The following is a 13,707-nucleotide window of genomic DNA, read 5'->3' as shown; positions in this document are numbered from 1 at the left end:
AAATTTGATGCAACCTGATACTTTTTTACATCATCTCCATTTTTCTATTAATGAAATTATGTCGTCCGATAAAGAGATTGACTGGGAAGACGCACCACTTCCTTATAAATTATATCGAAATTTACCAGTAATCCCTCTCTCTTTAGAAATCCCATTAACTTTGCGGAATTCTTCTACTAAACCTAACTTAGAGGAAATCGGTCATTATCTTTGGTACTCATTTGGTTTAACACAATTATGTCAGCCTACTACTAACCTAGAAAATAATAAAACAACGACTCTATTTCGAAGATTCATCCCTTCTGGGGGTGCTTTATATCCGAATGAATTATATATGTATTTAAAAATTGATCATTATCCAGACGGCATTTACCATTACGACGCCGCGCATCACCGTCTTATCTTACTTCGCGAAGGAAATTTCGATTCTTATCTTACAGAAGCACTCGGCAATCGTTGTAACATACATTCTTGTTTTGGTGCTGCATTTGTATCCACTATGTTTTGGAAAAACTTCTTTAAATACAATAACTTTTCGTATCGTCTTCAAGGATTAGATAGCGGTGTTCTCATCGGTCAATTACTTGAATGCGCAAAACAATTTGGTTATACAAATGGTGTATATTTTCAGTTTCTAGATCGGGCAATGAATCATTTACTTGGACTGTCAGAAGGTGAAGAAAGTGTGTATGCTGTTATTCCTTTAAGTACAGAACCGAATACAGATTGGTTTCATGATGATCATCACGAAAATAAAACTATTACTTCTCATGACTTGTTGCAGCAAATCCCGCCGTTAACACATGAGCATTTCGTTCGTTCAAAACATGTAGATGACTATCCGATGATAAAAAAAATAACCGCGGCATCTATGATTGAATCGACAGAACACTTCCAAACATTTACCTGTGAAGAACGACAACAATATAGTGCACACGCTATGCAGCTACCTAAAGTGGAACGTTTATCATATGATTTCTTACAACTTTGTAAAAAACGATATTCACCTGATTCTGACTTCATTTTAACGAAATGGGATGCAGCCGAGCTCGCTACTTTACTACAAGAAGCGAGCCTCTCCTTCCCTTATTACAACGACCTTGATGGCAAGTATGTAAATGAAAACGCACGAGTCTCACTATATGGATGTTTTTATAACGTAAAAGACATAGAAAACGGCGCTTACGCTTATAACAGTAGGACACATTCCATACAGCCAATTCGGTACGGAGATCTTCGTTATTCTCTGCAATCCAGTATGACGATGGATAACGTAAACCTTTTTCAAGTACCACTTTGTCTACATGTAGTCGGAAATAAAGATTACTATAAAAATAAATTAGGTTATAGAGGATATCGCATTCATCAAATGGAAGCTGGCATGCTCGTTCATAAACTCGTTTTAGCTGCGACCGCTATGGGGATGGGCGGGCACCCGTTACTAAGTTTTGATACAAATTCATGCGATCAATTGTACGGGATTGATGCCGGAAATGAAACTTCACTCATTCAAATTCCGGTTGGGGCTTACAGGGCGCGAAATTGGCTAAAAGGGTCCTTGCATAATTAGAAGCACGCCGATTAATGGCGTGCTTTTTTTAAAGGAGTTAAATTATTAAAAGCGAAATAAATACATATTCTTATATAAAAAATGATATGAAAGAAGTATTTCGCGTCTTAAAACCGAATGGATCCTTTTTACTAGTCGCTGAAACTTTCAAAATCCAATATCATATGGATAAATTTAAGACGACCGAAGAATTAGTAAACCTTTTTTATGAGACGGGATTTACAAGCGTGAAATGTTATGAAGAAAGAGGGTGCCTTTATTTAATAGGAAATAAGTAAAAAAGCAGACCTTTCAAGGCCTGCCTTTTTTACTAGATTACTTTAAAAATACTCTTAATTTGTCTTGCAAATAACCAGTTTTTCGTACCGTAGTTATCATTTAGACTATCTAAATTAATAGCTTTCCCGTTAGAAAACTTTAGTTCTAACGTTGTATTTTTGTCATTTGTTTTTAAGTTGCTATTTGTAATGTCATCATACTTTAATTTTTCAATCTCAATATACTCTTCCTTCTCTTCTCCGATAACGACGTGATCTTGGAAGAAGAAGAATACTTCTACTTTCTTACCGAAACAAAATACGTTTTTCGTATAAATTAATGTCGCGTTATCAAGTCCGACACATACTTCTTTCATCTCTTCAACAACGTTTCCTAAGTCTTCTTCGTTTCTTGCATTTGATTCAGCAATCCATTCTTCGATTGTATTCATGTTAATTGCCATACTGTGCCCCCTGGTTCGTTCATTGCTTTATTAAAAAATAAATACTATATGACAATATAAGCGATACGTACTATGTTTTCAAGGGTGAACGGTATATTCAAAATAAAGTGAAACTTTATTTATTCCCCTTTCACAAAAAAAATAGCACTTAAAAAAGTGCTATTCCGCTCTCCTTGCTGCTTGTTGAATTGGATCCCAAACGCTGTTATATGGTGGTGCGTAACTTAAGTCGACATCTTCTAAATCGTGAATACTCATTTTATTGAAAAGTGCCATTGCGATAACATCAATACGTTTATCTACGCCCTCTTCTCCAATTACTTGACCGCCTAACAATTGTTTCGTATCGGCGTGATATAGTAATTTCAAGTGAAGTGGCGAAGCACTCGGGTAATAGCCTGCCATATTTGTTGAATCTACTTTGACCGTCTTATACGGGATGTTTAGCCCTTTCGCTTCTTTTTCATTTAAGCCTGTTCTTGCGAGCGTCAGATTCATAAATTTAATAATGCCCGTACCTAACGTACCTTTAAATGCTCTTCGTTTATCAACCATATTGAGTCCGGCAAGTCGCCCTTGTTTATTCGCAGTCGTTCCGAGCGGGATATGATCATGAGTTTCCTTTATAACATGGTAATGCGTTGCACAATCACCAGCAGCGTATACGTCTTTCACATTTGTTTGCATATAAGCATTTACTTCAATTGCACCTTTATGAGTTTTACGTATATTTGTCCCCTCAAGAAAATCAGTATTTGACTGTACACCGACAGATACTAAAACGAGATCAGTTTTATACGTCCCTTTATCCGTCTCCAGTTGTTCTACTCTTTCTTTTCCTTTAAACGCTTTTACATTCTCATTCGTTAAAATTTCAATATTATGTTTGTCTGCTTCTTTATGTATATATTCCGCCATATCGGCATCATAAATTGTGCCAATATGATCGTTTCGCTCAATCATTCTTACGTTCTTTCCTAGTTCTATAAATGTTTCTGCCATCTCTAGACCAATTGCACCGCCGCCAATAATCGTTACATCCTCAACTTTATTCGTTTCTAGCGTTTTTAATATGCGCTCAGCATCCGGAATTGTTTTTAAAAGATGAATGCCTTGCAAATCTCGCCCTTCCCATTCTGGCATAACAGGACGCACTCCAGTCGCAATTAATAAACGGTCATATGGAAATTCAAAAACATCTTTCGTCTCCGTATGCTCTGCGTACACCATTTTCTTTTCCGTATCTACTTTCGTTACTTCATGACGTACTTTCGCATCAATTCCATATTTATCACGAAACGTCTTTACATCGCGTGCAATTAACTTTTCAGTAGAAGCAATAACACCACTAATCACATACGGTAATCCGCACTGAGCGTATGAATAGATTTCACCTTTTTCTAACGTTACAACATTTGCAGTTTCATCGTTTCTAACAATTTGCATTGCTGCACTCATACCTGCTGCATCTCCGCCAATAATGACATAGTTCACTTTACCACTCCTTCTTTTTTACATACTCTTTACGATTTCCATATTTTATAGAAATAACACCTACTTCCATTGTAAAGAAATAGAATTCTATCTACAAATTTGGTGCACAAACCTATGCATGAATAGGTATCCGTCGTGTCTTATAAACAAGATGTTTAATATGCTATAACAGCAACTATTGAAAGTAGGTGAAACATACATGTGCGCCGGCCTTCTCGCTCAAACTCCAGAGGAACCGCAAGAACCGAAAGCCGCCATGCCACTTGATCAAGAATTTTCTATTAACGTAACACTTTATAGTGCTCGCGCTTGGTTATCTAATGATGACACTTTCGCACAAACGATTTGGAAAGGCTCTCGCTTCGCTTCAGCATCACACGCTGGCAAATCCATCTTACCAATTGGTACTGTTAAAATTGTAAACTTATCTGATGATACAATAACAGTTACTGCATCATCAGAAAAAGATGATACTCTCAAAATAGTCGTACCCCCTCGTTCTGAAGGTGTTTTAACATCTAGTGCATTATCTGATGTGCAAGCAAGTACATCAGGAGGAGCAAGTAAAGTCACATTCCTCTTTCATATCTTTTTCTCAAGGGATCCTGGTCCAGCTAAATAACCATAGAAAAGGTACAGCTATGCACTGTACCTTTTTCACGTGTTTATTCTCTTGATTTGATCAATTCAACATTATAAGTTTCAATATCTGTTAGCTTTCCTGTAAAATACGGATTTTCTCTATACCAAGACTGTTTTGAAAAATACGCTTGCATATCTTTCGTTTGAAACATATGTCCATGTCTTGCGTATATCTCGTTTCTTGCTATTTTCAATTGTTCTTTCGATAAATATGTTAAGTCCGTACTCGTTAATTTTCGAATATCACTATCAGGGAAGATGAAACCATTATATACATACCCAGTCGTAGGCGGAGTAACATTGTAAACAACTGTTTTTTCTATACTTTTCTTTTGGAATGGAAGATTATAAGCCGACAGTGCCGTTACCGTTTCTACCTTTGTCGTTTCCCTGCCGTTTTCTCCATTTCGTTCTAAATAAATCGCCGCACTTCCATCAGTCGCTATCGGTCCCCACGTAATTTCTTCTCCGGTCAACGCTGTAACTGGCTTTTGATTCACGTATAATGTCGCACCAGATTCATTCGTTTGAACTGTAATATATTGCCCTTGCAACGTTAAATCTACCGTTACATTATTTTGACTTTGTTTCATAAGTACAACCTTTTCCTCACGTGATAGTTTTACATAGTCATTTTTATATTCAGATTGAAATACTTGAGTTCCAGGAAGAAACGGTCCATATTGCTTCTCAAACTTTTTGTCATTTGTCTTATCAATTTCTTTTCCGTTCAATTTTAAAGATGTACCTTTTTCATTTGTAAGCAGAGTCGTATAATACGTCTTCGCTTTCAATTTATACCGATCAAATAAAAAGAAATGTTTCCCATCTTTCGTTAAAGAAAAATCTGCTCTTTCTATTCCATCCCCTTGTTTTTCACCTTGCCTCAAATATTCTTTCAATTCATTCACGTAAGATGGATTTTCTTTTATATATGAAAATAGAGGCGTTAAACCCTCTCTCGTTACAATAACGGTTGGATCATCTGCCGTGATGATCTCAGCTAATTTCTCCCCGTCCCTCTCTTGTAAAATAGTAATCATTCGGTCTACTTGTGCCGTCTGCTTATAATACGATGATCCATACAAATACAATCCAAAAATTACTATAACAAGTAATGTTAAGAGTGTAATGCCAACTTTTGTACCGCCGCTCATTCTCTTCTTTACTACAAGACTTTCCCTCTTCATCCCGCAGTTTTGGCAAAATTGCACTCCATCTTCATACTGAGCTCCGCATTTTGTACATACATTCATCCATTCAACCACCTTTTCGTTAGAAGCCTGTTAATCCCCCGATAAAGGTTTGGATTATCGTTTTAATGTAAGACCAAAACACGATAAACGTTGCAATTCCGATTAAAACATTTGCGATAATAAGTGTGTAAACAGGATCTACTCCGCCGTTGTCTAGTTTTAATATAGCTACAATTATACTAATTCCCATATACGTTGTAGCCAGCCCTAATAAGATTGGTAAAAAAAAGATCAATAGGAAACTAAATAGAAAAGAAAGAACTAGTATAGCAATAGCTGGCGTCGCTATCGTCCCCCATATACCGAATGCTTCAAGAAAAGAAAAAGATGATTTCATCATCTTACCACTTACAAAAATAATAAATCCGACAAATAAAGTTAAAATTAATAAAAAGAAAAAGACCATTACAGATTCTCCAAAGAAAGTAGGAGTAGCTATATCTGGCACTAATGTCCTTGTAACAGTCGCCGCTGCGCTCATCATTCTATAAAAAATACATGCTCCTAAAAAGCAAATAAGCACAAGACTTACAATTCCATTTCGCACTTCAATATTTCCACTTTCCATAATGGCCGATGGTGATTTAAAAGCATTTTTAAAGAACTGAAAATAGCCACTTGCAAATTGTTTCGCTTGCTCTACCGTTTCATTCGGACGGCTTTCCTTTACTTGTGCTGCGCGCGCTTGTTGCTGTCCTTCTTCCTGTGCACCACTTGCTACCACTTCTTCCGTTAACGAATGTCCACAATTCCCGCAAAACCTTGCTTCCGCTGCATTTTCAGTATGACATGCCGGACATTTCATTCTCTCATCCCTCCTTAAGCATATACCTTATAGGGTGTTACAAATTCAATATATGACTTTGTACATAAAACATGACTACAAGAAAAAGAATATGAAATCCTTCTTTTAAACGAAACTATGTGTGCTAGTATTATAGAAAAATAATGGTATTATGAAACAGAGCAAATAAAGTGAAACTTTAAACAGATTGGATGAAGACAGTGGAATTTGTAAACTCGATTTTTCAAACACTCCTTACAAGCGTGATCCAATTATTTTCTTTAATTGGTGTCATCATTGTAATTGGATTTATATTAGGTTATTTAGAATCTCTCACACGAACGTATTGGTCGAGAGCTTTTGGTAGGAAGGGATTTCTTTTAACTGCATGGATCGGTGTTCCCGTTCATGAGCTTGGACATGCAATTATGTGTCTATTATTCCGCCATAAAATTGTAGCAACTCAGTTCTTCCCGACAGATACAAGTCAAGGAGCTTTAGGTTACGTCCAACATCAATACAATCAAAAAAGCGTATATCAACGGATCGGTAATTTCTTTATCGGCATCGGTCCTATTATTTCTGGTATTACTGCCTTAATACTTTTAATGCGCTATTTCGTACCAGAGTCATATTATTTATTTAATACGAATCTGGAAAAAACTGTTGCATCGACTTCTATTAACTTAGACATGATCCAAAACATGCTACTATCGACGTTTGTATTATTGAAAAGCTTATTTACATTTAACAATTTATTGAATCCTTCATTTTGGTTATTTTTATTTATCGCCATTTGTATTTCTGCACATATCGCTTTAAGTAAACCAGACATTAAAGGATCAATAGACGGTGTTATCGTCATGTTTATCATGTTATTTTTATTCAATATAATTGCAGGACTTTTTCAGTACGATAGTAACCAACTAATCGGAAAAATGATGAAGTATAATATGTATCTCATTGCGTTTTCTAGTGTGGCGCTTCTTTTCTCTTGTATTTCTACACTTGTGAGTTTTGTGTTTTATAAAATGAGAGGAGGACGTTCGTTTTGAAAGTCCTCTTCTCATCAATTATTTCTCTTATAATCACAATGCTCAACCGGCACACGAGCATGCCCCTCTTCATCCGTACACCATGACTGTGACTGAAAGGCAAGAAAAATACCAATCCACTCTTCCTTCTTCTCAAAGTGAATCAATATCCCACCGTCTTGCCATTTGCCATCATCACCTTGCCATTTCTCTACATTCCCTTGATTCATATGAATATCGTGTATACCGTTTCCAGGTGTAAAATGAAAATACGAATCCGGAACCTTTTCTTCTGGTCCCCACCTTTCACCAAACGCATAAATAATTGCTTTCTCATCTATTGCTCGTTTTATATAACGTTCTATTTTCTCATTTAAATCATTATCAGATCCCGATTTTTCAGCAGGTAAAGGAATCATTTGCTTTGAATCAAATAAATTACCTCTTACATAATCTAAAGCTACTTTCGGCTCATTGTTTTTCACTTCTGTAAACCCAAACGGTAATGTTGGTAAAATATGAATAGCTTCTGAATCAATATGTTCGCTTGCAAAATATAAAACTTCTGACGGATAACTTTGCGACTTTACGTTAATTGCAATACGATAATCTACTTCTGCTTCGCCTTGTAAATGAACTTGATAATGAGGTGTTTTCCCTTTTCCAATCTTAGATTGTACAACTGTACCTTTTAATACACCGTAGTTTTTTAAGGGCATCTCTTTCATCTCCTATTCATTTAGTAGAAGCTGTTCATACTTTAGGCATTATCCATATAAAAAGAAAATCCTCCTTTCCCAGGAGGGTTTCTTATTTTCTCAACATATACCAAACAATAACCTCCACCACTACAAGCAACACCGCACCAAAAATCATTAACGTCGTCTTCTTTAATAGTTCATTTTCACGATAAGGGATATTACATAAATACGCGCCTAGTGTAATCCGTGATGGACAAGCGATTGTGGCTACTGATGATGCGGTGTTTTGGAGTGTTGTGACATATTGCCACGGGAGCGCTACGTTTTGCGCTGTTTGCATTTGGAGTTTAATAAACATCGCATTTGATCCTGCGTTACTACCTGTTAAAAAGCCGCCAATTCCGCCTATGAAAGGAGCAACGAAAACGAAAAATGTCCCAAATGTTTCACCAGCTGTTTTTGCGAGTAATGAATGCATACCGGATGCACCCATTAGTTCTGAAATTGCGATAAACATTGTCGTTGTAATAGCGAAAGGAATCCATTGTTTTATCGTTTGTGAGAGTGATTGTTTAATAATATTTGATGGAATGCGGAAGAAAATAATTGTAAATAAACAAGTCATAGCGAGCCAAAATCCTGGTGAATATAGTAGCTCTAGTTTGTAAGAATATGATTTTAAATCGAGAACTGCATATGACCTGAGCAGATCGTGTAATGCTGGAACGAGGCGAGAAAGTAAAATACAAACAGTTAAGAATATATAAGGGCTAATAATTTTTATAATAGATACTTCCCTCTCCATTGCCGCCGCATGTTCTGTTATAAGATTTTGCTCACTTTTCCCTTTTAATTTAATGATTAAAAAACCAAATGTAATGGTAACGATAGAACTTAATATCCCTGCTAGTTCAACACTTACGTATGCGTTAGAAAGATAGATTCCGAGAGAAAATAATAGAAAGAATCCTACTCCTTCCTTCCACTTTTCTATAACTGCCTGCCAGCCACCGACAACGTATAAAGAAAGGAAGATAAAATATGCGAAAATCGGGATGCTTAATAATGCTGTATTTGTACCAAGAGTTGTGAGCGGCATGTTAATAAGCTGAGAACCGATAATCGTACCCGTTGCCATCGCGCCCCATGAACTTGCAAGTAAACCGATAAACGATAGTAGCACAGCTTGAAACGGTTTATAACCGAGCGAAAGAAAAATAGGTGCTGCGACCATAAAACCAATTCCGAATCCACTCACTGATTCAATAAGTGGACAAATACCAAAACACATAAGAAGCATTTGTAGTAAGCAATCGTGCGTAACTTCTTCTAGAAAACGCGCTACTTGATCGATGTACCCCATTTTATTCATGAGGTGAAATAAAAAAATACCAAAAAACAACACGTATCCGACAATAAAACAAATTAACCAACCTTTAATCGTTGCGTGCACAGTTTCACTTATCCCTAATTGGAACGTTGGCGAAAGTAAAACGATTCCGACAGAAACGGCATAAGAGATTAATGAGGCTCTTAATGACGTTTGTTTAAATAAAAACAAACAAATGAAAATCATCATAATCGGGATAAGTGCCAACAATATGGCCATGCTATCATCTCTTTTCGTAAAAATTGCAATTTTTAACTATTATATAACAGATGTTATGATTTTCAATTATTTTTATAACAGATTTAAAAAAGGAGCCGCTTGGCTCCTTTTTTGAATAACTAATATTTTATCTTTTATCCTGAAAAACCGTCTGCTGTCCAATCATTTTTTCTAGTACAACAAACACAATATAAGCACATATTACTTGCAATACAATATTCCCAAGTTTTATTAATTCAAATGAATGGATGCATTGGAATAATTCACTTAATAATACAATCGAAACGATACTAAATAGTTCTATACTAACCGAAAATATACATACTTCTAAAATAGATTGCTCTTGTATTCGATTTAATTGGGAAAAGATGAATACATATCCTAAAAACAGAGCCATCAACTCTATTTTCGTCATACTAATGAGCCAAGCGTATAATGGTACAGTTAAAAGAAGATATAATAGTTTACGTCTTAGCATGCCTTCTCACCCTCTAAGTTATAAGTATTTTCTGTATATTTTAACATTTATTACACAAAAGAAACAGAAGAGACTTAAGCCTCTTCTGTTTCTTTTACTGCATGTATTAACTCACAAATTTCTTCTCGCTTTTCATTTTCTAACAGCTCAATGACTTTACTTCCAACGACTACTCCATCACATATTGTAATCATTTCTTCAATTTGCTCTCGTGTTGAAATACCGAATCCTGCGACTACTGGTAAGTGGACGTGTGCTTTTACTTTTTCTAAGTAACTACGAATCTCATCTTTAAAGTTTTGACGTACTCCCGTTACGCCCGCTACTGTAACGGCGTAGACGAATCCTTGTGATTCACTCGTAATTTTTTCGATTCGTTCAATAGGGCTCGTTACGGTAACGAGTGGAATTAAAGCGATATTCGCCACGCGAAGGAGCGGTGCAATAATGTCTTGTTCTTCATACGGTAAGTCTGGAACGATAATACCGTCCACCCCTGCTTCAAGACAGCTCTCAATGAAACGTTCCTTTCCGAATGCGAGTACTGGATTTAAATATGTCATAAGTACAAATGGAATTTGAACTTCTTGCCTCACCTCTATTAATGCTTGAAAAATACCTTTCAATGTTACACCGCTATCTAATGCTCTTTTTCCTGCCCTTTGAATAGTTGGACCGTCTGCGACTGGATCTGAGAACGGAATACCGATTTCAACGATGCTTGCTCCTGCTTCATCAAGAAAACGAATTCTTTCTTTTAACTTTTCAAGTCCACCATCTCCGCCCATTACATACGGAATAAATGCTTTCTTGCCATTTTCAAACGCTGCTATAATTTTTTCTACTCCCATTTTTTACACCTCTTCCATATAACGTTTTATACTCTCTACATCTTTATCACCGCGGCCGGATAAACAAATGACAAGTCCTTCGTCTTTCTTCATTTGCGGCGCTAGTTTTAAAGCGTATGCAACAGCATGTGAACTTTCTAATGCCGGGATAATCCCTTCTTTTTTCGTTAATAATTGAAATGCTTCTAACGCTTCTTCATCTGTAATGGAATGATAAGAAACGCGGCCAATATCTTTTAGCAAGCTATGTTCTGGCCCAACACCTGGGTAATCCAGCCCTGCCGAAATAGAGTGCGCTTCTTGAATTTGCCCTTCTTCATTTTGCAGAAGGTACATCATCGATCCGTGTAAAACACCGACACTTCCTTTCGTTAAAGTGGCTGCGTGCTTTTCTGTGTGAACACCTTTTCCAGCTGCTTCAACACCGTAAAGAGCAACTTCTTCATCGTGTACGAACGGATAAAACATTCCCATTGCATTACTACCACCGCCAATACAAGCAACGACTGCTTCTGGTAATTTTCCTTCTAACGCTTCGTATTGCTTTTTCGTTTCTTTCCCAATTACACTTTGGAAATCACGAACAATTTGCGGGAATGGATGTGGCCCGAGAACTGATCCCATAATGTAGTGCGTATCGTGTACATGTGAAACCCAGTAACGAAGCGCCTCGTTTACCGCATCTTTCAACGTGCCGCTACCTGCCGCAACGCTTTCTACTTTTGCTCCGAGTAATTCCATTCGAAACACGTTTAATTTTTGTCGTCTCACATCTTCTTCTCCCATGAAGATGACGCATTCTAAACCGAAAAGTGCACATACAGTAGCTGTTGCAACTCCGTGTTGTCCTGCTCCTGTTTCAGCGACAACTTTTTTCTTACCCATTCTTACCGCAAGAAGTGCCTGACCAATTGTATTGTTAATTTTATGAGCTCCCGTATGATTCAAATCTTCACGCTTTAAATAAATCTTTGCTCCGCCGCAATACTTCGTCATATTTTCCGCAAAATAAAGCGGTGTTTCTCTTCCAACATACGTTTGTAAATAATGATCTAATTCCTTTTGAAACGCTTCATCTTGCATCGCTTCTTTATATGCTTCTTCTAGTTCTAATACGGATTGCATTAACGTTTCTGGAACGTATCGCCCCCCGTATATACCGTAATGACCTTTTTCATCTGGATATGCGTAGTTCATTTGGAACACTCCTTCGCTTTTATAATAAATTGTTTTATTTTCTCTATATCTTTCTTTCCTTCTGTCTCTACTCCGCTGCTTACATCGACCATATATGGCTGAACGGTTCGAATTGCTTCTTCTATATTAAGGATGTTTAATCCGCCAGCTAATATCGTTTTCTCTCGCAACTCATTTGGCATATGTGCGAGTAACTCCCATGAGAAAGTCTTTCCGTTTCCTCCGTGGAACTTTTCTTTCGGGCTATCAAATAACAGATAATCTGTTTCGTATTTTTTCGCACGTTTAATATCTTTCTCTAAAGCTACTCCTACCGCTTTTATAGACGGAATATTCAATCTTATGATTTGATGATTGTCTTCATCCCCATGTAGTTGCACATGCGTTAACCCGCACTCCTCTGCAATTTTCTGGATCACTTCGACTGATTCATTTACGAAAACACCTACCTTGAAAACGTGGGCTGGAATTTCCCCAATAATTTCTTTCGCTTGTCCTGGAGTGATTTTCCGTTTACTTTCTGCAAAAACAAATCCGATTGCATCTGCTCCGTATTCACAAGCATGTTTTGCTGTTTCAACATCAGTGATGCCGCAAATTTTCACTTTCATATGTTCACCTTACAGTCTTCGAAAAAGGTACTTATAGAAGATGATGTCATAAGGGCTTCTCCAACTAATACACCTTTTGCACCAGCTCGTTTGACGCGAATAATATCTTCATTTGAATGAATACCACTTTCACTAATCCAAAGTAGGTTTTCCTCATTCAGTCGTTTTCCGAGCTTTTCAGTTTGGCTTAAATCTACTTCAAACGTTTTTAAATTACGGTTATTAATTCCGATAACGTGCGGATTTAATTCGATTGCAATTTCTAATTCCTGTTCATCATGAACTTCAACAATCGCTTCTAATCCCACTTCTAGTACGTAGTTATAAAGCTCTTTTAGCTTCTCTTTTGACAATGCTGCAACGATTAATAAAATTAAATCTGCACCAGCTTCATACGCCCTATCAATTTGAATCTTATCAATTATAAAATCTTTACATAAAAGCGGAATGTTACTTTCTGCTCTTGCAGTTTGTAAGTCGTGAAACGATCCTTTAAAAAATTGACCGTCTGTTAAAACCGAAACTGCTCCAGCACCGCATTCTTCATATGTTTTCACTTGTTTTGGCACATCAACGTGTAAATTAATATCGCCTTTTGATGGAGACGCTCGCTTTACCTCTGCTATTACAGTAAACCGCTCTAAAGCTTTTACAAGTGAGTGTGTTTTCCTTTTTTCTTTCACTGGTGAATATGTTTCATATAACTCCGCAACTTCTACTTTCTTTTGCTCTACAATTTTGTCTAAAATCGTCCCCATT

Annotated in this window: 14 protein-coding genes and 1 pseudogene; 4 read left to right on the top strand and 11 right to left on the bottom strand. The window is 36.8% G+C overall.

Going from position 1 to position 13,707, the window contains the following annotated elements; translation table 11 throughout:
- Positions 1-7: 7 nt before the first annotated feature.
- Together QCI77_RS06395 and QCI77_RS06390 are read left to right on the top strand one after the other, a co-directional pair.
- Complete coding sequence (locus QCI77_RS06395; RefSeq protein ID WP_353824670.1) at positions 8-1,570, top strand: SagB family peptide dehydrogenase; 1,563 nt, start codon at positions 8-10, stop codon at positions 1,568-1,570.
- A 74-nt stretch (positions 1,571-1,644) separates the two neighbouring features.
- Positions 1,645-1,848 (top strand): annotated as a pseudogene (locus QCI77_RS06390) (SAM-dependent methyltransferase); the annotation flags it as partial.
- A gap of 32 nt (positions 1,849-1,880) precedes the next feature.
- On the opposite strand, the gene QCI77_RS06385 reads toward QCI77_RS06390, so the two are convergent.
- Positions 1,881-2,291, bottom strand: coding sequence for a DUF3908 family protein (locus QCI77_RS06385; RefSeq protein ID WP_002030461.1), 411 nt, complete (start codon positions 2,289-2,291; stop codon positions 1,881-1,883).
- A gap of 159 nt (positions 2,292-2,450) precedes the next feature.
- Positions 2,451-3,785: an FAD-dependent oxidoreductase gene (locus tag QCI77_RS06380; RefSeq protein WP_353824669.1), complete on the bottom strand. Its 1,335-nt coding sequence runs from the start codon at positions 3,783-3,785 to the stop codon at positions 2,451-2,453.
- Between the two features lie 199 nt (positions 3,786-3,984).
- Between QCI77_RS06380 and QCI77_RS06375 the strand changes: the two genes are divergently transcribed.
- Positions 3,985-4,407, top strand: a complete 423-nt coding sequence (locus QCI77_RS06375; protein WP_061689062.1) for a hypothetical protein — start codon at positions 3,985-3,987, stop codon at positions 4,405-4,407.
- A 43-nt stretch (positions 4,408-4,450) separates the two neighbouring features.
- On the opposite strand, the gene QCI77_RS06370 is transcribed toward QCI77_RS06375, so the two are convergent.
- Positions 4,451-5,683: a TcaA 3rd/4th domain-containing protein gene (locus tag QCI77_RS06370; protein ID WP_353824668.1), complete on the bottom strand. Its 1,233-nt coding sequence runs from the start codon at positions 5,681-5,683 to the stop codon at positions 4,451-4,453.
- A gap of 19 nt (positions 5,684-5,702) precedes the next feature.
- A complete protein-coding gene (locus tag QCI77_RS06365; protein WP_353824667.1) occupies positions 5,703-6,488 on the bottom strand; it encodes a zinc ribbon domain-containing protein in 786 nt (261 codons plus the stop codon).
- Positions 6,489-6,688: 200 nt separating this feature from the next.
- Here QCI77_RS06365 and QCI77_RS06360 point away from each other — a divergent pair, with 200 nt between their 5' ends.
- On the top strand, positions 6,689-7,522 hold the full coding sequence (locus tag QCI77_RS06360; RefSeq protein WP_201066452.1) for a hypothetical protein: 834 nt from the start codon (positions 6,689-6,691) through the stop codon (positions 7,520-7,522).
- 14 nt (positions 7,523-7,536) lie between these two features.
- On the opposite strand, the gene QCI77_RS06355 is transcribed toward QCI77_RS06360, so the two are convergent.
- The 7 genes from QCI77_RS06355 to trpC all read right to left on the bottom strand — a co-directional run bounded on the left by QCI77_RS06355 (position 7,537) and on the right by trpC (position 13,706).
- The gene (locus QCI77_RS06355) at positions 7,537-8,229 is read right to left on the bottom strand and encodes a DUF2278 family protein (RefSeq protein ID WP_181150762.1); all 693 of its coding nucleotides are present in this window, start codon (positions 8,227-8,229) and stop codon (positions 7,537-7,539) included.
- 82 nt (positions 8,230-8,311) lie between these two features.
- Positions 8,312-9,811 carry an L-lactate permease gene (locus QCI77_RS06350; protein WP_353824666.1) on the bottom strand — a complete coding sequence of 500 codons (1,500 nt, stop codon included), beginning with the start codon at positions 9,809-9,811 and terminating at the stop codon, positions 8,312-8,314.
- Between the two features lie 127 nt (positions 9,812-9,938).
- Positions 9,939-10,289, bottom strand: coding sequence for a DUF4029 domain-containing protein (locus QCI77_RS06345; protein WP_353824665.1), 351 nt, complete (start codon positions 10,287-10,289; stop codon positions 9,939-9,941).
- 74 nt (positions 10,290-10,363) lie between these two features.
- Positions 10,364-11,140 carry a tryptophan synthase subunit alpha gene (trpA, locus tag QCI77_RS06340; protein ID WP_002011422.1) on the bottom strand — a complete coding sequence of 259 codons (777 nt, stop codon included), beginning with the start codon at positions 11,138-11,140 and terminating at the stop codon, positions 10,364-10,366.
- 3 nt (positions 11,141-11,143) lie between these two features.
- The gene (trpB, locus tag QCI77_RS06335; RefSeq protein WP_002086917.1) at positions 11,144-12,337 is read right to left on the bottom strand and encodes a tryptophan synthase subunit beta; all 1,194 of its coding nucleotides are present in this window, start codon (positions 12,335-12,337) and stop codon (positions 11,144-11,146) included.
- Complete coding sequence (locus QCI77_RS06330; protein ID WP_002086918.1) at positions 12,334-12,948, bottom strand: phosphoribosylanthranilate isomerase; 615 nt, start codon at positions 12,946-12,948, stop codon at positions 12,334-12,336. The genes trpB and QCI77_RS06330 overlap by 4 nt, the downstream gene beginning before the upstream one ends.
- On the bottom strand, positions 12,945-13,706 hold the full coding sequence (trpC, locus tag QCI77_RS06325; protein ID WP_353824664.1) for an indole-3-glycerol phosphate synthase TrpC: 762 nt from the start codon (positions 13,704-13,706) through the stop codon (positions 12,945-12,947). The genes QCI77_RS06330 and trpC overlap by 4 nt, the downstream gene beginning before the upstream one ends.
- Between the last annotated feature and the right edge of the window lies 1 nt (position 13,707).

The sequence above is a fragment of the Bacillus cereus group sp. MG9 genome, from assembly GCF_040459995.1.
Taxonomy (GTDB): domain Bacteria; phylum Bacillota; class Bacilli; order Bacillales; family Bacillaceae_G; genus Bacillus_A; species Bacillus_A mycoides.
The sequence above is the reverse complement of the archived record's forward strand: the minus strand, read 5'-3'. Positions and strand labels throughout refer to the sequence as shown.